Here is a 23,618-nt window from a genome sequence, read left to right on the forward strand (position 1 = left end):
TGCCGCTGTGTTGCGTTCTGATTTTTTTTGGGTTATCCTAGGTGAGTTGCCTACGGTATTTGCTGATAGGTCAACATCGGGATGTGGCGCAGCTTGGTAGCGCGCGTCGTTCGGGACGACGAGGTCGCAGGTTCAAATCCTGTCATCCCGACAGTTAGCCCCGGTCCACTGGACCGGGGCTTTGTCGTACCCGCAGTATTTCTGTTGCAGGCTCCTAGTCAGATTCCTAGTCAGACTCTGGCGCAGATTCTGTTGCAGATGTTGAGTATATAGAGGCGACCCTCTACCCGCGCAGGAACGTGGGGAGGGGGTCGCTTTTGTGTTGAGTTCAGATTCGGCTAGCCGCGCCCGGAGATGAGGGCGAGAATCGCCTCCAGGGGGCCGCGACCGGCAATGGAGCGTGCCATGCGTGACCAGAGGGTGCAGAAGCCCAGGGCGATAACAGCGCCGAGCAGTAGGAAGGCGCTCCAGTACACGGCGGTGCCCCAGCCTCCGGTGGCGATGTAGTGCTCCCCCACGGTGAGAGCCTTGACGGTGGGACCGGCGTAAATAATGATTCCGCTCAGCACAATGGAGGCGCTCAGCGACATCTGGCCCAGGCGGGCGATGGGGGTGAGCATTCCGGCCTGTGCGGAGAGCAGGCGCGCGCATTCTGCCCAGAAGTACAGGGTTGCCGCCAGGTTCAGGGTGAGCAGCACCTGCGGGCTGTTGAGGAAGCCCAGCTCGGTGTAGGGGTTGAAGGTGCGGTAGACGGCGAGCGCCAGCACGGCGAGTACTACGGGGATTGCGAGCTTTGCCTGCAGGTTGTCGTAGAGGCGCACGAGCACGATGCCCAGGCACATGACCCAGATGAGCTGGGCGCTCTGCGCGTGGTTGACGCCGTGGTTTGCCAGGAACGGCAGCTGGGTAGCGGTCCACTGGTCGGCCCGAGCGGCTACGTCCATGAGGAGGGTGTAGGTCCAGGTAATGAAGGGGCTGGTGACTACCGCTAGCACTGCGATTGCCCACAGGGGCAGGTGCACGACGAATAGGGTTAGCAGGGTGAGTAGCGCCAGGTGCACGAGCATGTCGAAGGGCAGGGAGTAGGAGAAGCCCTGCGCGGGTACGGTCACGTCAGCTTGCGGCAGGTAGGTGATGCCCTGCATGAGTGCCACGCCCAGCAGGAGTAGCGCGAGGAATCGCACGATGGTTCCGGCGAAGAGCTGCGGAAAGTTTGCGGTGCGGGCGTAGCGCCAGGCGGCGGCACCCAGGATTGCGGCGAAGAGCGGTTCTGCAGGTACGAGGGTCTGAGGGATCCAGAACTTCCAGGACACCGGGATCAGTTGCAGCCAGTATCCGAAGGGGATGAGCAGGCTGAGCACGGCGAAGGCGCGGGCAAGGTCGAGCCCGAGGTCGCGTCGGGTGCCTCCGAGGGAGGCGGCGCGTGCCCCGCTGCTGACGGTGGGGATGGGTTGAGTGCGCCCTGCTGCCATGTCCTCGCTCCTTGTAGTGCCGTGTTTGAGAGTCTGCGCGCCCTACCAGGGGTGTGTGCCCGTGCCAGGGGATGTGCGCTGCCAGGGTATCTGCCGCATCCGGTGGTGTGTGTCGGATGCTCTGGCATAGGTGTTAAGTGTAACGGTGGAAGCTGTGTCTGGTCCGGTGGTGGCGCGGAGGTTTTGCTCTCATGTGGTTTCCTCGTGCGGTTATTTTCGGTGTTCAGGCGCTCGATACGTGCTGTTCAAGTGTTGTTCACGAGGTTAGGTGTGTACCATTGGTACGTTCTTAAAGGTGGGGCAATCCCGCGGGAGCATGATTTCGCTCCTTTTACTGTCCCAAACGCGCCCCACCTGCACACACCACGTTGAGGTTTTATGTTTTCGACTTTTTCCCCGCTTTTCTTGACGGATTTGGGGGCGTCTGGTGCTCTTCTTGCCTCGGGTACGACCCTCTCGGAAGGGTCGAGCCACGATAGCGGCCAGTTTGTGTCCATTTTCTGGATTACGTTGGTTGCGTTGCTTTCCCCGATTCTTTCCCGCGTGACGGGTAAGAAGATTCCGGATGTGGTCTTCCTGCTCATTTTTGGTCTGCTCATTGGCCCGAATATGTTCAATCTTGCCAGCAGTGAGGGCGGCATCCCGCTGCTGAAGGAGCTTGGTCTGGGCATGCTCTTTTTGATTGCGGGCTTTGAGATTAACGTGTCCTCGCTGCGTAGCCGCCAGGGTTATAGCGCTATTGCCACGTGGTTTGTGTGTTTTGCCTTGGGTATGGCGGGTGCGGCGGTGATTACGTCGTTCTCGCGTGAGCTGAATACGTATGTTGCGGTGGGTGTGGCGCTGAGTTCCACGGCGTTGGGTACGCTGCTGCCGATGTTGAAGTCTCACGGTGCCGCTGGCACGCCGGTGGGTAATGCGGTGCTGGTGCACGGCGCTGTGGGTGAGCTTCTGCCGATTTTCGCTATTTCGTTGCTGCTGTCTTCGCGTTCGCCGGGTATGGCGTTTGTGGTGCTGCTGGCGTTTATGGTGGTTGCGGTGATTGTGGCGCTGATTCCTCACCGTCTGTTTGCGCATGTGCCGGGTCTGCGTCAGATTATGGCTGCGGAGGCGAACACTACCGGTCAGACGGTTCTGCGTCTTGCGATGTTCCTGCTGGCGACCCTGATCATGTGCACCGCACTCTTCGATTTGGATGCGGTGCTGGGCGCGTTCGCGGCGGGCCTGATTCTGCGTACTCTGACCCCTCCGGCGGCTTTGCATATGATGACTCGCCGCCTTGAGGTGGTTGGTTTTACGTTCATGATTCCGTTGTTCTTTGTGGTCAGCGGTATGGGTATTGATGTCTCTGCCGTGGTGGCTAAGCCTTTGGGTCTGCTTGCCGTGGTGGTGGGTATTCTGCTGTGCCGTGGTGTTCCGGTGCTTTTGGCGGAGCATTTCTTCGATACCCGTTCGGGGTTGACTACTCGCGCACAGAAGGCGCAGTTGGCGTTGTATTCAGCTGCGGGTCTGCCGATTATTGTGGCGGTGACGGAGGTTGCGACCAGTTCGGGTCTTCTGGAGGAGTCCACGGCATCGTTGCTGGTTGCCGGTGGCGCGCTGACGGTTCTACTGTTCCCGCTGTGGGCGTTGGGTATTCGTCAGGCGTTTGGTTCTGGTCAGCCGGCTCAGCAGGAGCCGAGCCGTAAGGAGCAGATGAATGCGTTGAAGGCTCAGCGTAATGCGCAGGCGAAGCTTGCCACGGGCATGATTCCGGTGGTTCAGCTGAAGTCGCAGGCTGATTCCGAGACCCAGCCCGATTCTGAGTCCCAGCCCGATTCTGAATCCCCGGCCGATGCTCAGCCCGGCTCTGCCGAGGCTACGGACACTTCCGCTGGTTCTAGTGTTGCGTCCCGAGCAGCCTCTCGGGCTGAGGCAAAGAAGCGTAAGGGTTCTGCGGAAAATACGGGTTCTGCAGAGATCTAGTAGCGGCTACGGTACGGTTGCCTTCGGCGTTTTCAAGGTCGGGTTACAAACCGGTTTGAGCGGGTATCTCGCTTACAGTCACCGCAACCTTATGTGGGATTGAATTTATAAAACCACACAATACCAGGCAGTTAAAGCCCTGCAAACCAACATGCATCCCACATATAGGATCAAAACCCACCGCATCCCCTCTTGAGGCTGCGGTGGGTTTTTTGCACCCGAAAGACCCTATAAACCGCGGAAAGATGAGAATCTTCCTTAAATTCGGATTTTTTATGCAAATATTACAGAACATGACGTGTCTTAGCTTTCACGACTGACACTTTGTCCTATAAAATTGAAAGCGGACAGGGAATTTCCCTAAAACACACATAAACCAACATACATACACAGAGTCGCTTCCGCCCCAGCGGGAGCTGGAGCACCTCCCCTCTCACACACGGGAGGCGCCCCTTTCGGGAGTATCCGTGACGATACCCCCGGCGGCTCCCAACCACGGAGGAGGATCATATGGGTCAGAAAGGTAATTATTTCTAACCTCTTATCTCAAGGCCTCGCACTGAATCCTAAAGATTGTCTGCACACACAGTCATTTCCGAAGGAAATATCATGCACCAACTACTCCTCACCGCGAGCACTGGTGGCGTAGAGCTGGACTTCCCGGCCTGGCTCCGAATTACGCACTTCATCAATTTCATTATGATGGGCTTCCTGATTCGTTCAGGTTGGGAAGTTCTCGCCTCTCACCCCCGCCTGTACTGGAACAACCACTGCACCCCGGGTTCTGAGTGGATTAAGTTCACCAAGGACAAGGTCCCTACCACCCCCGGCGCATTTACTGCGCGCGATGACCAGCGCACCCTGTCTCCCCTGATTTCTCTGCCCGGTAAGGCTCAGATTGGTCTGGGCCGCGCATGGCACGCACTGGTCACCGTCATCTGGATCGTTAACGGTCTGGTATATGTCTCCCTGCTGTTCCTGACCGGTCAGTGGCGCCGCATCGTCCCGACCAGCTGGGACATCATCCCGCAGGCGTGGGAATCCATCCAGATTTACGCTGGCTTCCAGATTCCCTCGATTGAGCACTTCCAGCCGTACGACGCTCTGCAGCAAATCATGTACTTCACTGTGGTGTTTATCGTGGCACCGCTGATGATTGCAACCGGCCCGATTATGAGCCCGGCATTCTGCGGCCGCTTCCCCGGCTACGTGCGCCTCTTCCGTAACCGCCAGACCGCACGTTCCATCCACTTCCTGGGTATGGCCTTCTACTGCGTATTCACCGTCATTCACGTGGCTCTGGTGTTCGTGGTTCACCCCCAGTACAACATCGCCCACATGATGCTGAACAAGCCCTATAACGAGGTGGACGCAGCACAGTTCGCTCAGGCAGTCACCATGCTCATTGGCGGTATTGTCTTTGCCGTCGCTCTGTGGATCTTTGCTTCGTACTGGTCCCTGCGCGACCTGCGATTCACCCAGACCTTCATTTGGGGTCTGACCCAGCCGATTCGTAACGTCCTGCTGGACCGTATCACCTCCCGTCAGGTGCAGAAGAAGACCTTCACCGATGCCGATATTTCGCCCTTCCACTGGGTCAACACTCGCCCGCCGACCGAGCGTGAGAGCACCGAGTGGAACCGTCTGAAGGAGCACGAGTTCGTTGACTACCGCCTCGAGCTGGGCGGCCTGGTGAAGGAATCCAAGTCCCTGAGCATTGACGAGCTCAAGCAGCTGGGCAAGGAAGTCAACATCACCATGCACACCTGCATGCAGGGTTGGACCGGCATCGCCAAGTGGGAGGGCGTGCGCCTGCGCGACGTTCTCGCACTGGTCGAGAAGACCGACGAGGCTCGCTACGTTATGGTGACCTCCTTCGGCCACGTGGGCCACACCTACGACGGCCGCCCGACCGAACCTTACTACGAGTGCCTGGACATCTCCATGGCGATGGAAGATGAGACCATCCTGGCGTGGGGCATGAACGACAAGCCCCTGCCCGATGTGTACGGCGGCCCGCTCCGTCTGCGTGCGGACTCCATGCACGGCTACAAGATGGTCAAGTGGGTTCAGAAGATCGAGTGGATCAAGGACTACCACGATGTTGGCGATGGCCAAGGCGGTAGCCGTGAGGACTCCGGTCTGCAGCACTTCGACGCACGCGCCTAAGCACCCTCACAGGGCGCTACAACGCTAACCGTCGATACACCACCCTATAAAGCACAGAACGGTGGCGGGAAACATGGGCCCGCCACCGTTCGCTTATCTTCTCCGCCGCTCTCTACTGCTCTGAAAGATGCAGAAGCCGAGAGGGCATAAAGAAACCGCCCGGGAGCCTTAGCTCTCGGGCGGTTTCTTTAGAGGTTTGCCTTCTGGCGCTTTACCTTAGGCATCGTAGATGATGACGTCCAGGGTACGGGGGCCGTGCACGCCCTCCACGCGGATCAGCTCGATATCACTGGTTGCAGACGGACCGGAAATCATAGTCACGGGGCGGGTGTAGGTGATACGCTCGATCGACTCGGGAACCAGCTCCACCACGGTGGAACGGGGCACCACGCAGATGTGGTGGTCGGGCACCAGGGTGATGGCGCGGCGACCCTCATCGGGGTTGGTGTTCAAGAAGATCGTGCCGGTCTCTGCACAGGAGACGGTCGAACCGGTCACCACAGCGTCAACTGCGTCCAGTTCCTTCAAGGACAGGCAGCCGGGCTTGAGGGTGCTACCGGAGTCGGTAACGCGCTTGCGGTCAGCGGTGTCAGCCGGCAGCCACTCCATGTTCAGGCCCTCGGGAACCACGTAGGTGGACTTTTCACCCAGGCGCTCTGCGATGACCTCGGAGATGTTCTCCTTGTTCGCGTGGAACACGTTTGCCTTGTAGTCAATGAGGCGGTCGACGAGCATCTCAATGGTCTGCTCTTCGGTCAGCTCGCTGACGCGGCGGTAGTTACGTACGGGCTCGGGGGCGACGGGTGCGTCAGCCAGGGACGAGCGGATACGTGCGAGGATATCTTCCTTAGCAGAGGACATTAGTTGTTCTCCTTAGCTTCACGGGCTTCCTGAGCAGCCTTAGCGTTTGCAGCCGCTTCAGCTGCCTTACCCTTGTTAGCCTCGATGAGGGCCTGAATGTCAACGCGCTGTGCGTTATCGCGTGCCGGAGCCTGACCCTTCTCCTTCTTCCACCAGTTGCGGAAGGATTCCTTGGGGGGCTCGGGGATGTCGCGGTATGCGGTCCAGCCGCCGACGATACCGGGAACAGCGGTGATCTTGTGCTTGCGGCCGCTAATGAGGCGGGACATGGGCAGACCACGTTCTGCAATCGACATCATCTTGCCGGAGGTGAAGAGCTTCTTCGCACCGAGCATCATGCCGTCCATCTGCGAGAAGGGAGCCTTCTTGTTGCCCTCGAACTCGCGGATAGCGTGCTTGGACTCGACGTCCTTAGCGCGCAGGTGCACGAGGACCTCGGGGAAGTTAATCTTCACGGGGCAGACCTCGTAGCATGCGCCACAGAGGGAGGATGCGTACGGCAGGGAGTTGTTCTCTGCTGCCTCGATACCGGAGAGCTGCGGGGACAGAATCGCGCCGATGGGGCCCGGGTAGGTGGAGCCGTAGGCGTGACCGCCTGCGCGCTCGTATACGGGGCACACGTTCATGCAAGCGGAGCAGCGGATGCAACGCAGTGCCTGGCGGCCCAGCTCGTCGGACAGAACGGCGGTACGGCCGTTGTCGATGAGGATGACGTGCATGTTCTGCGGGCCGTCACCGGGGGTCACACCGGTCCACATGGAGGTGTAGGGGTTCATGCGCTCACCGGTGGAGGAGCGGGGCAGCAGCTGCAGGAATGCCTCGTAGTCCTGGAAGGTGGGCAGAATCTTCTCAATACCCATGAAGGTAATGAGGGTGTCGGGCAGGGTCAGGCACATACGGCCGTTACCCTCGGACTCCACGATGGTCAGGGTACCGGTCTCGGCAATACCGAAGTTGGTGCCGGAGACTGCCACGGTGGTGTTCAGGAACTTGTTACGCAGACGGTTACGCGATGCCTCTGCCAGTTCTGCCGGCTCATCGGTGATGTCCGGGTTAATACCCTCAATTTCGCGCAGGAAGATGTCGCGGATTTCGCGGCGGTTGCGGTGAATTGCGGGCACCAGAATGTGGGAGGGGCGGTCGTGGCCGAGCTGGACGATTTCTTCCGCGAGGTCGGTCTCAATAGCGTTGATGCCATTTTCCTCGAGGAATTCGTTCAGGCCGGTCTCTGCGGTTGCCATGGACTTAATCTTGATGATTTCGTCCACGCCCTGCTCGCGAATCAGGTCCAGAGCAATCTGGTTCGCCTCGGTGGCGTTGCGTGCCCAGTGCACGTGGCCGCCTGCGGCAGTGAAGTTACGCTCGAACTGTTCGAGCAGCTCGGGCAGGTTCGCCAGAACGTAGTTCTTGACGGACTCACCGGTGTTACGCAGGTCCTGCCAGTCGGGCACCTCTGCGGTGACGCGTGCGCGCTTGTTACGGATCGCGTGGGTCACGAAGCGCAGGTTGGCGCGTAGCTGCTCGTTCTTGAGCTCTTCCTTCGCGTACTTGGGGAAGGGGGTTTCTTCGAAAATGTTGCCCTCGCCGTAGTGAACGACCTTGGGCATACCAAGCTGAATAGCGGTCATGAGGTCTTATCTTTCCTTAGCCGATCGAGAGCTCGACGCGCTCGGAGTTAATCTTGAGCGGGTTTTCCTTGGTGGATGCGAGGATCTCAGCGAAGTGGATGGTCTGAACGTCCGAGCCGCGACGCATCAGCGCACCGCCGATGTTCATCAGGCAGGAGCAGTCGCCGCCGGTGCAGACGGAAGCACCGGTTGCTTCAACGTTGTCTGCCTTGTCGTTGACCATTGCGCCGGAGACGTCAGCGTTCTTGAAGGAGAAGGTACCACCGAAGCCGCAGCACTGGTCCATGCCCTCGAGCTGGGTGTACTTGATGCCTTCGACGGTGCGGACCAGGTCCTGCTGGCGGGTGCCCAGGCCGAGCATACGCATACCGTGGCAGGAGCTGTGGTAGGTGACGTGCTCGGGGAAGTAGGAGCCGAGCTGCTCGGCAGCGTTGGTGATGCCCAGGATGTCGATTAGCAGCTGGGAAAGCTCGAAGGTGCGGGAAGCAATCTGCTCTGCCTTCAGAGCCAGCGCTTCGTCGCCGCGGCTACGTGCGACCATTGCCTGCTGGTGACGCAGGGAAGCAACGCAGGAGCCGGAGGGTGCAACAGCTACGTCCCAGTCCCAGGAGTCGAAAGCTTCAACGTGGTTCTTGATGACTTCGTAACCGTCATCGAAGTAGCCCGAGTTGACGTGCATCTGAGAGCAGCAGGTCTGGTTCGGGGGGAAGACAACCTCGTGGCCCAGGCGCTCAAGAATTTCGACGGTGGCGCGTGCTACGCGGGGGTACATGCCGTCAACGATGCACGTGGAGAAGAGTGCAATGCGCATGACTTGTCCGTCCTTTCCTCTGTGTTCAGAGTTTCTCGGTCTCACCGCCTGCGTCTGGGGCAGGCGGGGCACAGTCCGAACAAGTTCGGTCTTCCAAAGAAGCGACTCAGATGTATTGAGTCGGGGAAGCTGGGCCGGATGGTTCCGGCTAATGTGCGCGCCCCAAGTGGAGGTGGGATGCGGTGGGATCAGAAACCGTGGTGATGTCTTTTATCTTTCTAGCCATTTAACACCGTTGGACGGCTTTTCTCTAGTTGGAATAGCACATACTTTCCTTGTTAAATAACCGGTTAGGTCGACCTGACCTTAAGGTATATTTCCCTACCTTCCGGTACATGTGACCTCATCTCCCATGCACCCCCCGTAAGACCCCTATATTCTTTTCGCAGATTGAACATTTATCAAACACACAGAAGTGGACCATAAACCCCCTAGAAATCCGCCGTTCTGAAGATTTTATGGTTGTTTTATGGGGCTTTTCCTTTTTAAAACAACATTCTTTTCGGGTATATGCGTCCAAATGAAGACTCTCCCCTGGGTAAACCAATGACCCATACACCCAACTCGTGATGTATCTGAAAATATTCGAGTTTCAGAACCTGGAATTAACTATCAGAACCGCAATATTTCGGCAGTTTCACTGGAAGCGAGCCCAGGTTCCGGTCGCCTTCCACAAAAATGAGTCAGGTCACTTTTGGTGAAACACCACATTATCCGGTACTCTTCTAAACATGCGATCAATGGTCTGACCACATCCCCATGCAGGGAACAATGACTCGTTCCCCACAGAATTATCTATGGTCTGACCACACACAAAACACACCCTGAACCAAAGGAGTTCCAGTGGAAACTTATACCGCTGTAACCAATGCAGTGGGAGGTAGCCTCGGCCTCAGCGCGCTCGTGGCAACCATTCCCCTCCTCACCTTCTTTGTGATGCTACTGGGCGTTAAGGCACGCGCCCACTGGTCCGCACTCGTGGCACTGGCAGCATCTATCCTCGTAGCAGCGCTGGGCTTCCACATGCCCGCTGACCTCGCCGGTCTGAGCGCCGTCCGCGGTGGCATCTACGGCCTGGTCATCTGCTGGGTTATCCTCGGTGCAATCTGGTTCTACCAGCTCACCGTTCTCTCCGGCCGCTTTGAAGACCTGCGCCGCGTCTTCGACCGCCTCGGCGGCGGCGACCTGCGCATCCAGGCTATCCTCATCGCATTCTGCTTCGGCGGTCTGCTCGAGGCACTGGCTGGCTTCGGCGCTCCCGTTGCAATTACCGCAACCATGATTCTCTCCCTGGGCGTTAAGCCCCTTAAGGCTGCTGTCACCGTTCTGATCGCTAACACCGCACCCGTGGCATTCGGCGCAGTTGCTGTCCCGATTACCACCGCAGCTGACGTTGGCGGCAAGGACGCACACGTTATCGCAACCATCGTTGGTCACCAGGCTCCGTTCCTGGCAATGCTCGTTCCGCTCATCCTGCTCGTCATCCTTGACGGTATGAAGGGTCTGAAGGACGCATGGCTGCCCGCACTGGTCATCGGTGTCTCCTTCGCAATTGCACAGTGGGTCACCGCTGCTACCCCCGCATACAACCTGACCGACGTTGTTGCTTGCATCGTCTCCATGGGTGTTGCTGTTGTCTTCCTGCAGTTCTGGAAGCCGCGCGGCGTCGCAGGCGTTCGTGAACGCTACGGTCTGCCCGCACAGGCTGAAGAGAAGGAAGCTCTGCCCGCCGTTCGCGTCTGGATGGCACTGCTGCCCTACGTCATCGTCGTTGCAATCTTCGGTGTTGCTAACCTGCACGCTGGCCTGAAGGCATGGCTGAAGAGCTTCGTCATCAAGATTGATATCCAGGCTCTGAGCTCCCGCCTCGTCACCGCTGACGGCAAGCCCGTCAAGGACGCTGTCTACAACTTCGCGTGGATGTCCAACCCCGGCACCCTGCTGATCATCTCCGGTCTGGTTGTTGCTGTCGTCTACTTCTTCTTCAACGAGAAGGGCCGCTACGCCTTCAAGTTCCCGGCAATCTTCACCGAGTTCGGTTCCGTTGTCTACCGCATGCGTTGGTCCATCCTGACCATTGCTTCGGTTCTGGCACTGGCATACGTCATGAACTTCTCCGGTCAGACCATTGCCATGGGTACCTTCCTGGCAGGCCTGGGCACCGTCTACGCGTTCCTCGCACCGGCTCTGGGCTGGATCGGTACCGCTGTGACCGGTTCGGACACCAGCGCCAACGCACTGTTCTCCAAGCTGCAGGTGTCTGCCGCTGAGAACCTGCAGCACGCAGGTATCCACGGAGCAACCCCCGAGCTCATGCTGGCTGCTAACACCACCGGTGGTGTGGTCGGTAAGATGATCTCCCCGCAGTCGCTGGCTATTGCTGCTACCTCCGTGGACATGGAAGGCAAGGAATCCGACATCCTCAAGGCTGTCCTCCCCTGGTCCTTCGCTATGCTCCTGTTCGTCTGCGTCCTGGTCTTCCTGCAGACCAACGTGCTGTCCTTCATGATTCCCTAATCTGAGGCTCACCCCTTAGAAAGTTCTTGAGGTGAAAACCTCAAGGACCATAGGACATTCGCCCCGGTATTTTCCGGAGGCCACGGCGGGGCGGCGAACCTTCTCGGTTCCGCCGCCCCGCTTTTTATGTCCTGACCACTCAACGAATAGCCCGAAATATCTCTGAATTAGCTCTGAGATATCTCAGGCGCAGAGTATTTCTTTTCGTTATCCGCCTCGTTATCAGGAGAGATTATGCCTCGTTCTTATGACGATACCCAGCCTGCTGAGGCGCCCCCTGCGGTTGACCGCCAGCCGATTCTGGCGGACCGCAGCTACAGCATCATCCTGGAGAACTTTGAGCGGCGCCTGCGCCTGGGTGAGCTGCGTGTGGGCGATAAGCTCCCCTCCGAGCGTGAGCTGGCGGCGCGGCACGGTATTTCCCGCCCTTCGGTGCGTGAGGGCCTGCGCGTTCTGAACGCGCTGGGTCTGATTCGTTCCAGTACCGGTTCGGGGCCGAAGTCGGGCGCGATTATCATTTCTGAGCCGTCGGATGCGCTCAGCTGGGCGCTGCGCATGCACATTGCGACCCGTAGCCTGCCGGTGAAGGACGTTGTCTCAACCCGCCTGCTGTTGGAGGGCCCTGCGGCACGTGCGGCAGCCGCGGCACCGGACACCCCGGAGCGTACGGCGGCACTGGAGCGGGCGCGCGTGCATCTGGCGGAGATGGATGAGCAGATCAGCGATGAGCGCTTCCATTTCTGCGATACGCGTTTTCACTATGAGCTCTCGAAGCTCGGCGGCAATATTGTGCTTGATACGGTGATTGACTCTCTGCACATGGCGACGATGAGTTATGTGCAGGAGGCGGTTCCTTTCCTAAAGGATTGGGATGCGGTCAAGCGCACGTTGCAGCAGCAGCATTACGGCATTATTGAGGCGATTGCCTCTCACGATGAGCAGGCAGCCTATGAGCGGGTGTGCGAGCACATTACGTGGTTTTATTCGCTGTCTGACCGTGCTGCGGAAGAGCGGGCGCGGCAGCATCCGGCGCGGGATATTCTGCACGAAGATTTGTGCCACGAGAACATTCACGCCGGCTAGGATGTGCCACTCAACCTCATAACCCCACATAGCTAAAGGGCGGTGCCCCGGAAGAATGACCTTCCGGGGCACCGCCCTTTAGCTATCTCAAAGACTTACTTCAGCCCGAAATATAGAGTTTAGAACTTCGTGCCGGTCAGACGCTCATACGCCTCAACGTAACGGGCACGAGTCTTCTCCACAACCTCCTCAGGCAGGTGCGGCACGTTATCCGAACCGTCCCAACCCGCCTCCGGGGAACGCAGCCAGTCACGCACATACTGCTTATCGAAGCTCGGCTGAGCGTGACCCGGCTCGTACTGCTGGGCATCCCAGAAACGCGAAGAATCCGGGGTCAGAACCTCATCACCCAGAGTGATCTCGCCGCGGTACGAATCAGTACCGAACTCCATTTTGGTATCCGCCAGAATAATGCCCTGCTCACGAGCAATCTTCTCCGCAGTGGTGTACAGGCTCAGGCTCAGCTCCTCCAGGCGCTCACCCACCGGCTGACCAACCTCAGCGTACAGCTCCTCACGGGTCACCAGCTCATCATGCTCACCCACCTCAGCCTTACCGGTCGGAGTGAAAATCGGGGTCTCCAGGCGGGAACCATCCACCAGACCCGCAGGCAACTTCACGCCAGCAATCTCACCAGTCTCGTTGTACACAGCCAAACCCGAACCGGTCAGGTAACCGCGCACAATGCATTCCACCGGGAACATGTTCAGGGAGCGGCAAATCATCGCGCGACCAGCCACAACATCCGGAACGTCAGTGGACAGCACGTGGTTCGGAACCTGCTTAAGCTGCTCAAACCACCACAGGGACATCTGAGTCAGAATCTTGCCCTTATCCGGAATCTCGGTGGGCAGAATACGGTCAAACGCGCTAATACGGTCCGAGGCAACAACCATAACCGAACCGGCACGCAGCTCAGCGTCATCATTGACGGTCAAGCCGGTAGCATCAAAACGTTCCTCATTCGGAACGTACAGGTCGCGGACCTTGCCGGAATAAATGTGAGTCCAGCCCGGGATTTCCACGGGGTTAGAATGAGAAGTCATGAGAATTTCTCCTGATGAGGTGGTGTGATGTGGATGCAAAAAGTCTGTGTAATTACAATACCGCGACAGGCGCGGCTACCGATAGTGCCATCAGCCATCAATACGGCACAATCTTGAGAGCCCAACCTACCCCGGTCGCCGCCGACAGCACCCCGAGCCGAGGAAATGAACCCGGGAAAAGCTGAGGCGGCAAGGAATAAAGAAGCGAGTGGCAAAGAAGCGACCGGCTCCCCCACCCTCAAGCGGGGAAGCCGGTCACCTTAGGTTTTAGCCGCGCGGGGCGGGAATGTGGATGCGGTTCTCCACAGCCTTCAGCGCGATGTCGGTGCGGTACTGCGCGCCAGCCCAGGAGATAGCGCGAACGCCCTCGTAGGCGGCGTCGCGGGCGGCGCCCAGGTTCTCACCGAGCGCCACGACGGCCAGCACGCGGCCGCCGGCGGTGTGGATTTCCTCGCCGGAAACCACGGTGCCCGCGTGAATCACGTGCACGCCCTCCAGAGCATTCGCCTCATCCAGACCGGAGATAACATCACCCTTGCGGGGAGTGTCAGGGTAGTTCTCAGCAGCCATAACCACGTCCACTGCGGTGCGGGGATCCCAATCCAGCTCGGTACCCTCAGAAATTTCACCGCGAGCAGCCGCACGCAGCAGCTGACCCAGCGGGGTGCGCAGACGCGCCAGAACCGCCTGGGTTTCCGGGTCGCCAAAGCGGGCGTTGAACTCGATAACGCGCACGCCGCGGCTGGTCACAGCCAGGCCGCAGAAGAGCACACCCACGAACGGGGTGCCGCGCTCAGCCATACGAGCCACGGTCGGGCGGGCAACCTTCTCCACGACCTCCTGCACGAAGCCCTCGGGCAGCCAGGGAAGCGGGGTGTAGGCGCCCATACCGCCGGTATTCGGGCCCTCATCGTTGTCAAAAATGCGCTTGAAGTCCTGAGCCGGGGACAGCGGCAGAACGTTCTTACCGTCAGAAATGACGAAGAGGGACACCTCGGGGCCGTCCAGGAACTCTTCGATGACCACGGTACCGCCAGCGTTGAAGCAAGCCTGAGCGTGCTCCAGTGCTGCGGTGCGGTCCTCGGTCACCACAACGCCCTTACCTGCTGCCAGGCCGTCGTCCTTCACCACATAGGGTGCACCGAACTCGTCCAGGGCAGCCTGCGCCTCAGCAGCATTCGTTGCCACGTAAGCGCGGGCAGTCGGCACGGAAGCCTCTTCCATGACCTGCTTAGCGAAAGCCTTAGAACCCTCCAGCTGAGCGGCAGCTGCGGAGGGGCCGAAAACATCAAAACCCGCCTCACGCAGTGCGTCAGAAACACCGGCGACCAGCGGCGCCTCCGGGCCAATAACGACCAGGTCGGCGTTCAGTTCGCGTGCCAGGGCGGTTGCCTGGGCGGGGTCATTCGCATCAATTGCATGGACGGGAACATCCTGGGCAATGCCGGCGTTGCCGGGGGCGCTGTGCACCTCGGTTACCTCAGGGTCGCGCAGAAGCGCTCGAATAATTGCGTGTTCGCGGCCGCCGGGGCCCAGTACCAAAACCTTCATGCTATTCAGGGTACCCGGTATCACTCTAAAAACGTGAGCTGGGCTCACTAAAAATGCGGCTCTTCTCATGTAGCGGCACATTCGTAAGAATGCACGCTAGAGAAGAGCCGCACAGCGCGGTAACCGAAGCTACCGAATCAAGCTAAAAGCACTAGATGAGGGCGGTAATGGCAGCCACACCACCGAAGACAATACCCGGGAGGTTCGCGATGATAATCGGAACATCCTTCTTGGGGCGCCACAGACCGTACAGAACCCACAGGGTGCAGTTCACCGCAGCGACCAGCGGCTGGATCCAGTCACCCTTGTGACCGTTCAGGTTACCGATAATCTGCGGGAAGTAGAAGACATACATGAGCACTGCGGTCACAGAAGCAACGCGAGCCAGGATGGGGAAGAACTTTGCGTGGAATTCAGAATCCACGCCCACGCCACCCTTGGGGGAGACGTTCTGTGCGGAGGTGTTTGCGGAGGTGTTGTTCTGCTCTGCCATGGATGTACTCCTTTACATGGTTTGCCGCTCACCAATCAAGAGTGAGTTGAGGGGTAAGGGGCATTAAGCGATGCATACTCGTACCGGGTCACGTCTAACTAGTTTCGCCTAGATATAGAGGCCCCGGGACTGCATCAATTGCGTACTGGATACATTACGCCCGTTCTCAGACTGCATATTGGGGCATGTCAGAGATGATGAACCGTGGATACACTCATAGCTCATCGATTGACGGGGTGGGGTTTTGCTCATCTGCCGCTGCCTTGGTCATCGCCATGTTCATGAGGCGGTACGTCGAGGCGCCAGAATGGTTCGTCGGGCGTCAATCGTGGTCGGTCCTATGCGGTGCTGGGTTTTTCGGTTCGTGCGGGCTGCGCCTCGCTCACTTACCTTAGTCTTACCCGTTGCGCTTGAGCACACTTCAATTATAAAAATGAATTACTCATAGCTTCAACTCGCAGTAAACGTGAATCTCTTCACAGGGCTCTCCCTCGACGGTGCCAGCCCATCCTAGCTCCGCGCCACCAGAGACAAATAGGGTCAAGCCGCACGCCCCGTTTAAACTAGAAGAATGACCAACAGCACCACCCCACAGGCAACCACTCACACCACCGACCACAGCAGCACCTTCGACGTAGAACTCGCGCAGCTCACCCGCAACAACTTCATTGAGGCACGCCACCGCGGCCGCCTCATCCTGCTGGGCCCCGACGGCGAAGTACAGCTTGCCCTCGGCGACATTCACGAGCCCTTCTACCTGCGCTCCGCCGCCAAGCCGCTGCAGGCCATCGGATCCATGAAGGCGGGCGCACCCCTGCGCGGCTCCCAGGTCGCCATCGCCTGCGGCTCGCATCGAGGCACCTTCGAGCAGATGCGCGCCGTGCAGGACGTACTCACCCAGGGCAGCACCGAAACCAACCCGCTCACCCCGGCAAACCTGGCGCTCAAGCCCACGCTCCCTGCCGATAAGCAGGCACGCCAGGCAATGACTCAGGCGAACCTCGCCGCTACTGCCCTGGCGCACCCCTGCTCCGGCAAGCACGCCGCATTCCTGTGGGCGTGCACCGCCAAGCTTGAGCGCGGCGACCTTGAAGAGGGCTCGCAGAACTGGACCCTGCACAACTACCTCGACCCCGCACACCCGCTGCAGCAGGTCATCACCGAAGAAATTGAGGCGTTCACCGGCGAGCCGGTAGCCGCCATCGGCGTTGACGGTTGCGGCGCACCCGTGCACGCCGTCTCCCTGGCCGGTGCCGCACGCGCCTACTCGACCCTCGGCTCGGCAATCCGCAACCTCGGGGCGGATGCGCGCGCCTCCACGGTCGCGACCGCCATGGTGGATTACCCCGAACTGATTCAGGCGCCCGGCTCCCCCGACACCGTGCTCAGCGAAGAACTGGACGCAATCGTCAAGGGCGGCGCGGAGGGTGTGCTCTGCATTGGTCTGCGTTCGGGCGCGTCCGTGGTGGTGAAGATGAGCGACGGTTCGCACCGCGCCATGTACGTCGTGGCTCTGCGTGCTCTTGTTGCTGGCGGCTACCTGAGCGCCGAGGAATGCGAGCGCCTACTCGCGCTGGTGGTTCGCCCGGTGACCGGCGGTTACGTGGACGGCAAGCCTGTTGTGGTGGGTGAGCTGCGCGTACATGAGGAGCTCTTCACTCGCGAGAATCTGACTCTCGGTACCCAGGAAGGGAACTAGTTGTGGCGATTCGACGTAAGACTAGCGAAGAAGCGGGCATGGCGGCGGTACGCGAAGTGCGTGCCTTCTTTGAGGCGCAGCGTGCGGCAGCCGGTGAACTTGCAGATTCGCATGCCCGAGGCGAGTACCTGCTGAACAGCTACTTGCTGAATAGCCCGGAGGTGGAGCAGGCGTTTGCCGCGCTCCCCCGTTCGGTGCGTGCGACCTTCGTTCGCTTCACCCTTGAAGAGCTGGCAACCCTCGCCCCCGGCAATAGTGTGGAGGTGCGCGTACCCCCGCTGGGCGTGACCCAGTGCGTGGCGGGTCCTCGCCATACGCGCGGTACCCCGCCGTCCGTGGTGGAGGCGCCTCCGCTCGTGTGGGCGGCGCTGGTTCTGGGTGCCTGTTCGTGGGCGCAGGCGGTGAGTGCCGGTGCGCTGGATGCGTCGGGTGAGCGTAGTGATTTATCGGCGCTTCTTCCGCTCTTCTAGAATTTGCTACGAGCTCACAGGTCCACGCAGTTTTCGTAATTTGGCGTGTTTGTTGCCTGTTCTAGTGGTCCATACTGAGGTATTTAGCGTATCCTTCACCACGTCTACATTGAAACCCGGTACACTTTTAAAGGTCTGGTGTATGCTACCGCACACACAGGCAGGTACGAGCGCAGAAACACACATCCGTCTCGCACCCGCGCAGACGCATCCGCAGTCCCAACGTCGAAAAGAAGTGACTTGATTCGCCCCGACGGAAAACTCACTCACGACCTCGATCCGATTGACCACGGCCCCAAGGACGCCTGCGGCGTCTTCGGCGTCTGGGCACCCGGCGAGGACGTGGCAAAGCTAACCTACTACGGCCTGTACGCGCTTCAGCACCGCGGTCAGGAATCCGCAGGTATCGCAACCAGTAACGGCAAGCGCATCCACGTGTACAAGGACATGGGCCTCGTCTCCCAGGTCTTTGACGAAGCAACGCTCAGCTCTATGCCCGGTGACCACGCTATCGGCCACGCCCGATACTCCACTACCGGTGCGTCCCACTGGGCCAACGCGCAGCCGACCCTCGGCACCACCCCGCACGGCACGCTCTGCCTGGCCCACAACGGTAACCTCACCAACTCTGCAGACCTCTACGAGCGTGTGCTCGAAAAGAACGGCGGCAAGCCGCCCAAGCACGGCGAGCTGGCGCAGGGTAACACCACCGACACCGCACTGATTACCGCGCTGCTGGCGGAGCACGGCTTCGGTTCCCTCGAAGAGGCGGCCCTCGACCTGCTGCCGACCCTGCGCGGTGCCTTCTGCCTCACCTTCATGGATGAGCACACCCTCTACGCCGCACGCGACCCCCAGGGTGTTCGCCCGCTCGTGCTCGGTCGCCTGGAACGCGGTTGGGTTGTTGCCTCCGAGACCGCGGCCCTCGACATCGTTGGTGCCTCCTTCGTTCGCGAGGTTGAGCCCGGCGAGTTCATCACTATTGACGAAAACGGCCTGCGCTCCCAGCGCTTCGCGGAGGCCAAGCCCGCCGGCTGCGTCTTCGAGTACGTCTACCTGGCTCGCCCGGACACCTCCATCGCCGGCCGCAGCGTCTACGAATCCCGCGTTGAGATGGGCCGTCAGCTGGCCCGCGAGCACGCGGTTGAGGCCGACCTGGTCATGCCCACCCCCGAATCCGGTGTTCCCGCCGCAATTGGTTACGCCGAAGAATCCGGCATTCCCTACGGCAACGGCCTGGTCAAGAACGCGTACGTGGGCCGAACCTTCATCCAGCCCTCGCAGACCATCCGTCAGCTCGGCATCCGTCTGAAGCTCAACCCGCTCAAGTCCGTCGTGGCGGGCAAGCGCCTTATCGTCATCGACGATTCCATCGTTCGCGGTAACACCCAGCGCGCCCTCGTGCGTATGCTCCGCGAGGCCGGCGCGAAGGAAGTGCACGTGCGCATCTCCTCGCCGCCAGTGAAGTGGCCCTGCTTCTACGGCATCGACTTCGCCTCCCGCGCCGAGCTGATTGCGAACGGCCTGTCGGTGGATGAGATTGCCTCCTCCCTCGGCGCCGACTCGCTCGGTTTCATTTCTGAGGAAGGCATGATGGCCGCCACCGAGCAGCCCGCCGAAAACATGTGTACCGCCTGCTTCACCGGCAAGTACCCCATCGAGCTGCCCAGCGAAGAGCGCCGAGGCAAGTCCCTCTTCGATTCCGAGGAGAAGGGCAAGGGTGGCCCGCTGGCCGGTAAGGCCGCCGAGGTGACCGTCGAGCGCGCAGTCCCGGCCAAGCCCGAACACGCCGAGGCTGTTTCGATTGACACCCGCGAAGGCACCGAAACCCTCGAGACGAAGTTCGACCCCTCCGCAGTACAGATTGCCGCAGACGACCCCGGCATGGGTATGTGCAACCCCGGCCCCGACGCCGATCTCGAGGGCCTGCTGACCGAGGCGGACCGCACTCCCGCCAACTCCTCCGCCACCACTACCCCGAAGGAATCCTAATGAGCGAGAACCCCACCACCGTAACCTACGCGAGCGCAGGTGTTGACGTTGAGGCCGGCGATCGCGCCGTCGAGCTGATGAAGGACGCCATCAAGGCAACCCACAACTCCTCCGTTGTTGGCGGCGTGGGCGGCTTCGCGGGCCTGTACGACGTCTCCGAGCTCGTCAAGTACCGCAAGCCCTACCTGGCCACCTCCACCGACGGCGTGGGCACCAAGGTTGCCATTGCTCAGGCCCTGGATATTCACGACACCATCGGTTACGACCTGGTTGGCATGGTTGTAGACGATATCGTGGTCTGTGGCGCCAAGCCCCTGTTCATGACCGACTACATTGCCACCGGCAAGGTCGTTCCCGAGCGCATCGCCGATATCGTGCGCGGTATCGCTGGCGCATGTGCACAGGCCGGTACCGCCCTGGTTGGCGGCGAGACCGCCGAACACCCCGGCCTGCTGGCCGAGGACGAGTACGATGTCGCCGGTGCCGCAACCGGTCTGGTTGAGGCGGACGAGCTGCTCGGCCCGGACCGCGTGCGCGAGGGTGACGTGCTGATCGCTATGGCGTCCTCCGGTATTCACTCCAACGGCTACTCCCTGGTCCGCAAGGTCCTGAACGTAGCCGGCTGGGGCCTGGAGCGCCAGGTGGACGAGCTGGGCCGCACCATCGGTGAGGAACTGCTCGAGCCCACCCGCGTGTACGCGGCGGACTGCCTGGATCTGGCGGCTGCCTTCCCCGTCAACGGCGAGGACGGCACCACCGGTAGCGGTGTGCGTGGCTTCTCTCACGTGACCGGTGGCGGCCTGGCTGCTAACCTGGCACGCGTGCTGCCCCAGGGCATGGAGGGTCGCGTGGACCGCTCCACCTGGCAGATTCCCGCCATCTTCTCCCTGATTGGTTCGCTGGGTAACGTGCCGCTGGCCGACCTGGAACGCACCCTGAACCTGGGCGTGGGCATGATCGCCATCGTTGACCCCTCCGTGGCTGAGGCTGCTACCAAGCGTCTGAACGACCGCGGTATCCCCGCCTGGATCATGGGCGATGTTGTGGCTGCTGGTGACCCCGAGCCCAATAGCGCCGACTACATTCAGGGCGCTAAGGGCGTGGATGGCGGCGCGGTTCGCCTGCTGGGCTCCTACGCCTCCTAACGTACTTGAGCGGTCATGAGACCGTACCAAAGGGCCGGGGTGGCTCCACTCGTGTGGAGCCACCCCGGCCCTCTGCGTACCGGACCCTCCTGTACTTTGGGTCTCCTGTACTTTGGGTATTCCACCATTTTGGCTTCCCCTGGGAATCCCCCCCCTATTTTCGAGGCACTCTTAGTTTTACTTCACGTTCTTCTAATTCTCTTTATTTTAATGACAAGAACATTTTCTCTGCATTAAAGTGCTTACACTATAGTGCTAATAAGCGCCCGGGTTCGAATCGGGACTGCACCACCCACCTATTGAGTACTTAACTTTCAACCTTAAGCTCAGAATTCCTTCAGCCGCGGGCAGGCTATTCCATTCCACAAGGAAAAATTCACATCTTGATATAAAAAATATAGTAGAGATATACCTCAATCTCTTCTTTAGGTGATAGCTTAATGAGGTACCTTTATACGCCATCCAAAGGATATGCGCGATTCCATGCTTCTTAGCGTATCGACGGAAAATCTTTTCCTGCGTTCCTCGGTTTACGTCGCTTAGCAATACCTAACCGTAGACGAAAAACGCAGGACGGCTCCGGTACACACCACACTATCCGCGTACTCTCAACTCATCAGGAGATTTCTCATGAAGCTCCACTGGCCCGTGCCCTCAGCTGGCCACTCCACAGCGTCACACAGAGCCAACCATCCCACCGTCATGAAGCCCTTCCGCGCAGGCCTCGCCCTGCTGGCCACAGGCTCCCTCATCTTCGGCGGCAACCTTCCTGCAGCCCTTGCGCAGGCGCCCCACGAGGATGCCACTCAGGCCGACCAGACCGAAGCTACCACTCCCGCTTCCCCCTTTAGCGTTCCCACCAACGCGGGATCGCCCCAGGGTGCTCCGCGAAGTGCCGCTCCCGGTTCCCTTCCCCAGCAGAAGTTTGACCAGTTCATCGTCACCTACACCGACGATGCAAAGCAGCGAGCCGAGGAGCGTAGCGGAGATGCCGAGGTGGCCGGAGGAGTAACCCCCGGTGACCTGGACAGCGGCATCCAGCAGACAATCGACTCCTCCGCGGCTTCCCTCGAAACCAGCGGCGGGGTTGTCCGCACCACCACCTCCAACGACGCAATTGTCCAGACCTCCAAGAAGCTGGATAAGCAGCAGGCCCAGGAGTTCATGGACCGTTTGGCTTCCAACCCCAACGTGGCCTCCGTGGAGCCCGACTACGTCAACTACCCGGCGGTCGAAAGCACCTTCGTCTTCAACGACCCCCTGTATTCCAAGCAGTGGAACCTCACCAACCCCACCGTCGGCATCGGCAACACCGGCAACGCGCGCCTGTATCGCGGCCTGAAGACGACCGTTGCGGTGATTGATACCGGTTACACCCGCCACCCCGAGCTCATCCACTCTCTAGTGCCGGGTTACGACTTCATTAGCAATCCGGTGAGCGGCCGCGACGGCAATGGCCGCGACGCCGACCCCACCGACGAGGGCGATCAGGCTCCCTTCAACCTCTGCGGCGACATGCAGAACGCGCAGATTTCAACCTGGCACGGCACGCACGTTGCCGGCATCATCGCCGCACGCGGCCAGAACCGCCAGGGTATTGCGGGTGTCTCTGACTTGGCCGCCATCCAGCCGATTCGCGTGCTCGGTCGATGCGGTGGTCAGACCTCGGACATCGCCGACGCCATCATGTGGGCGGCGGGCGGTCACATCAACGGCGTTCCCGATAATAAGCATCCCGCACAGATTATCAACCTGTCCCTGGGCGGCGTTCGAGCATGCCCCAACGCCTACCAGAAGGCCATTAATTTCGCGCTCTCTAAGGGCGCTATCGTGGTCGCAGCCGCCGGCAACGCCGGGATTGATGCCTCGCAGTTTGCTCCGGCCAATTGCAAGGGCGTCATCGCGGTGGGTAACAGCACCAAGAACGGCACCCGCGCATCGGACTCGAACTACGGCAAGACCGTTACCGTCTCAGCCCCGGGTACCGATATCCTCTCTCTGGGTATTGACAGCATCAACCGCCCCAACGGCAAGTACAACTACGTCTACAGGAGCGGCACCTCCATGGCGGCACCGCACGTGTCCGGTATCCTGGCTCAGCAGTTTGTGAACGGCGCAAACGTCAGCCGCCAGAAGGTCTACAGCTCCGCTTTCAACGCCGTGGCCAACCCGATTAAGTGCGACAAGGGCTACTGCGGACGCGGTATCATCAGTAGCCGTAAGATCGCTCAGTACGTAGGCAACCTGGACGCGCAGGGCAAGATGTCCTTTAGCCGCCCGCGCACCATTTACACCTCCAGGGTAATTACCTCCGCCCACCGCACGGCCCTGTCCGATATTGATGCGCAGGATACCTCCGTTGAGGTTCAGGGCGGGCAGGCCCCGGATAGCGCCGAAGAGCCGGCTACGATGACCAACGATAACGCAGAGGCCATCAACCCCGATGCCGTCTCGGCCGACGCGGATTCCTCCGAGGAATCCGGCACCCAGTCGCAGGAGGCGAACGACCTGAGCGACGACGGGGACTCCCAGCAGGATGGGGACTACACGATGACTTCCCCCGTGCAGAAGCCCCGTGAGGCCGGCGAGCTCACCCTGGTGAGCTAAGCCCCCCCCACATCGGGCGGGCTCTACCTTCTGGACGAGCACTTTAAGTGCCTAATCCCGTAAGCCCGGTTGGGCATCAGGCGGGGCTCGGTGAAGGATCCTTCACCGAGCC

General features: G+C 60.1%; 16 protein-coding genes and 1 tRNA gene. 10 read left to right on the plus strand and 7 right to left on the minus strand.

Annotation, left to right across the window (positions count from 1 at the left end):
- The first annotated feature begins 77 nt into the window (after window positions 1-77).
- Window positions 78-151: transfer RNA gene (locus tag HMPREF2879_RS04630), tRNA-Pro, on the plus strand.
- Window positions 152-338: 187 nt separating this feature from the next.
- Here the strand turns inward: HMPREF2879_RS04630 and HMPREF2879_RS04635 are convergent.
- Entirely contained in the window at window positions 339-1,472 is a 1,134-nt protein-coding gene (locus HMPREF2879_RS04635; RefSeq protein WP_070634919.1) for a hypothetical protein, read from the minus strand.
- Between the two features lie 378 nt (window positions 1,473-1,850).
- Between HMPREF2879_RS04635 and HMPREF2879_RS04640 the strand changes: the two genes are divergently transcribed.
- Window positions 1,851-3,434 (plus strand): cation:proton antiporter, encoded by a 1,584-nt coding sequence (locus HMPREF2879_RS04640; RefSeq protein WP_049349832.1) that lies wholly within the window; start codon window positions 1,851-1,853, stop codon window positions 3,432-3,434.
- A 609-nt stretch (window positions 3,435-4,043) separates the two neighbouring features.
- On the plus strand, window positions 4,044-5,603 hold the full coding sequence (locus HMPREF2879_RS04645) for a molybdopterin-dependent oxidoreductase (RefSeq protein WP_005504634.1): 1,560 nt from the start codon (window positions 4,044-4,046) through the stop codon (window positions 5,601-5,603).
- Window positions 5,604-5,819: 216 nt separating this feature from the next.
- On the opposite strand, the gene HMPREF2879_RS04650 is transcribed toward HMPREF2879_RS04645, so the two are convergent.
- Genes HMPREF2879_RS04650 through HMPREF2879_RS04660 form a run of 3 tightly spaced genes read right to left on the minus strand, consistent with a single transcriptional unit; the run spans window position 5,820 to window position 8,903 of the window.
- A complete protein-coding gene (locus tag HMPREF2879_RS04650; protein WP_049338337.1) occupies window positions 5,820-6,464 on the minus strand; it encodes a LutC/YkgG family protein in 645 nt (214 codons plus the stop codon).
- Window positions 6,464-8,092: a lactate utilization protein B gene (locus HMPREF2879_RS04655; protein WP_070593815.1), complete on the minus strand. Its 1,629-nt coding sequence runs from the start codon at window positions 8,090-8,092 to the stop codon at window positions 6,464-6,466. Before HMPREF2879_RS04655 ends, HMPREF2879_RS04650 begins: the two co-directional genes overlap by 1 nt.
- Before the next feature lie 16 nt (window positions 8,093-8,108).
- Window positions 8,109-8,903 carry a (Fe-S)-binding protein gene (locus HMPREF2879_RS04660; protein ID WP_005504630.1) on the minus strand — a complete coding sequence of 265 codons (795 nt, stop codon included), beginning with the start codon at window positions 8,901-8,903 and terminating at the stop codon, window positions 8,109-8,111.
- An 843-nt stretch (window positions 8,904-9,746) separates the two neighbouring features.
- On the opposite strand from HMPREF2879_RS04660, the gene HMPREF2879_RS04665 reads away from it, so the two are divergent.
- Together HMPREF2879_RS04665 and HMPREF2879_RS04670 are read left to right on the plus strand one after the other, a co-directional pair.
- Window positions 9,747-11,420, plus strand: coding sequence for an L-lactate permease (locus tag HMPREF2879_RS04665; protein ID WP_070593816.1), 1,674 nt, complete (start codon window positions 9,747-9,749; stop codon window positions 11,418-11,420).
- A gap of 234 nt (window positions 11,421-11,654) precedes the next feature.
- Entirely contained in the window at window positions 11,655-12,503 is an 849-nt protein-coding gene (locus HMPREF2879_RS04670) for a FadR/GntR family transcriptional regulator (protein WP_070593818.1), read from the plus strand.
- Window positions 12,504-12,622: 119 nt separating this feature from the next.
- On the opposite strand, the gene HMPREF2879_RS04675 is transcribed toward HMPREF2879_RS04670, so the two are convergent.
- The 3 genes from HMPREF2879_RS04675 to HMPREF2879_RS09535 all read right to left on the minus strand — a co-directional run bounded on the left by HMPREF2879_RS04675 (window position 12,623) and on the right by HMPREF2879_RS09535 (window position 15,593).
- Complete coding sequence (locus tag HMPREF2879_RS04675; protein ID WP_070593819.1) at window positions 12,623-13,549, minus strand: phosphoribosylaminoimidazolesuccinocarboxamide synthase; 927 nt, start codon at window positions 13,547-13,549, stop codon at window positions 12,623-12,625.
- A 267-nt stretch (window positions 13,550-13,816) separates the two neighbouring features.
- Window positions 13,817-15,100: a phosphoribosylamine--glycine ligase gene (purD, locus tag HMPREF2879_RS04680; protein ID WP_049340963.1), complete on the minus strand. Its 1,284-nt coding sequence runs from the start codon at window positions 15,098-15,100 to the stop codon at window positions 13,817-13,819.
- Between the two features lie 151 nt (window positions 15,101-15,251).
- On the minus strand, window positions 15,252-15,593 hold the full coding sequence (locus HMPREF2879_RS09535; protein WP_171840176.1) for a hypothetical protein: 342 nt from the start codon (window positions 15,591-15,593) through the stop codon (window positions 15,252-15,254).
- Window positions 15,594-16,164: 571 nt separating this feature from the next.
- Here HMPREF2879_RS09535 and HMPREF2879_RS04690 point away from each other — a divergent pair.
- From HMPREF2879_RS04690 to HMPREF2879_RS04710, 5 genes are all read left to right on the plus strand, one after another.
- Window positions 16,165-17,292, plus strand: a complete 1,128-nt coding sequence (locus HMPREF2879_RS04690; RefSeq protein ID WP_070634920.1) for an asparaginase — start codon at window positions 16,165-16,167, stop codon at window positions 17,290-17,292.
- A 2-nt stretch (window positions 17,293-17,294) separates the two neighbouring features.
- Window positions 17,295-17,762, plus strand: a complete 468-nt coding sequence (locus tag HMPREF2879_RS04695; protein ID WP_141753024.1) for a sterol carrier family protein — start codon at window positions 17,295-17,297, stop codon at window positions 17,760-17,762.
- Window positions 17,763-18,002: 240 nt separating this feature from the next.
- Window positions 18,003-19,754 (plus strand): amidophosphoribosyltransferase, encoded by a 1,752-nt coding sequence (purF, locus tag HMPREF2879_RS04700; RefSeq protein ID WP_070634921.1) that lies wholly within the window; start codon window positions 18,003-18,005, stop codon window positions 19,752-19,754.
- Window positions 19,754-20,899, plus strand: a complete 1,146-nt coding sequence (gene purM, locus HMPREF2879_RS04705) for a phosphoribosylformylglycinamidine cyclo-ligase (RefSeq protein WP_070634922.1) — start codon at window positions 19,754-19,756, stop codon at window positions 20,897-20,899. The genes purF and purM overlap by 1 nt, the downstream gene beginning before the upstream one ends.
- A 630-nt stretch (window positions 20,900-21,529) precedes the next feature.
- Entirely contained in the window at window positions 21,530-23,506 is a 1,977-nt protein-coding gene (locus HMPREF2879_RS04710; protein WP_141753025.1) for a S8 family serine peptidase, read from the plus strand.
- Window positions 23,507-23,618: the final 112 nt, after the last annotated feature.

The organism is Rothia sp. HMSC069C04 (assembly GCF_001812895.1).
Lineage (GTDB): Bacteria > Actinomycetota > Actinomycetes > Actinomycetales > Micrococcaceae > Rothia.

What these genes read in the sequence shown, in the direction of transcription:
- HMPREF2879_RS09535 (WP_171840176.1), bottom strand. Translation starts at nt 15,593, where the DNA reads ATGGCAGAGCAGAACAACACCTCCGCAAACACCTCCGCACAGAACGTC.
- HMPREF2879_RS04710 (WP_141753025.1), top strand. Translation starts at nt 21,530, where the DNA reads ATGAAGCTCCACTGGCCCGTGCCCTCAGCTGGCCACTCCACAGCGTCA.
- HMPREF2879_RS04645 (WP_005504634.1), top strand. Translation starts at nt 4,044, where the DNA reads ATGCACCAACTACTCCTCACCGCGAGCACTGGTGGCGTAGAGCTGGAC.
- HMPREF2879_RS04655 (WP_070593815.1), bottom strand. Translation starts at nt 8,092, where the DNA reads ATGACCGCTATTCAGCTTGGTATGCCCAAGGTCGTTCACTACGGCGAG.
- HMPREF2879_RS04670 (WP_070593818.1), top strand. Translation starts at nt 11,655, where the DNA reads ATGCCTCGTTCTTATGACGATACCCAGCCTGCTGAGGCGCCCCCTGCG.
- HMPREF2879_RS04640 (WP_049349832.1), top strand. Translation starts at nt 1,851, where the DNA reads ATGTTTTCGACTTTTTCCCCGCTTTTCTTGACGGATTTGGGGGCGTCT.
- purM (WP_070634922.1), top strand. Translation starts at nt 19,754, where the DNA reads ATGAGCGAGAACCCCACCACCGTAACCTACGCGAGCGCAGGTGTTGAC.
- HMPREF2879_RS04690 (WP_070634920.1), top strand. Translation starts at nt 16,165, where the DNA reads ATGACCAACAGCACCACCCCACAGGCAACCACTCACACCACCGACCAC.
- HMPREF2879_RS04635 (WP_070634919.1), bottom strand. Translation starts at nt 1,472, where the DNA reads ATGGCAGCAGGGCGCACTCAACCCATCCCCACCGTCAGCAGCGGGGCA.
- HMPREF2879_RS04675 (WP_070593819.1), bottom strand. Translation starts at nt 13,549, where the DNA reads ATGACTTCTCATTCTAACCCCGTGGAAATCCCGGGCTGGACTCACATT.
- HMPREF2879_RS04650 (WP_049338337.1), bottom strand. Translation starts at nt 6,464, where the DNA reads ATGTCCTCTGCTAAGGAAGATATCCTCGCACGTATCCGCTCGTCCCTG.
- HMPREF2879_RS04660 (WP_005504630.1), bottom strand. Translation starts at nt 8,903, where the DNA reads ATGCGCATTGCACTCTTCTCCACGTGCATCGTTGACGGCATGTACCCC.
- purD (WP_049340963.1), bottom strand. Translation starts at nt 15,100, where the DNA reads ATGAAGGTTTTGGTACTGGGCCCCGGCGGCCGCGAACACGCAATTATT.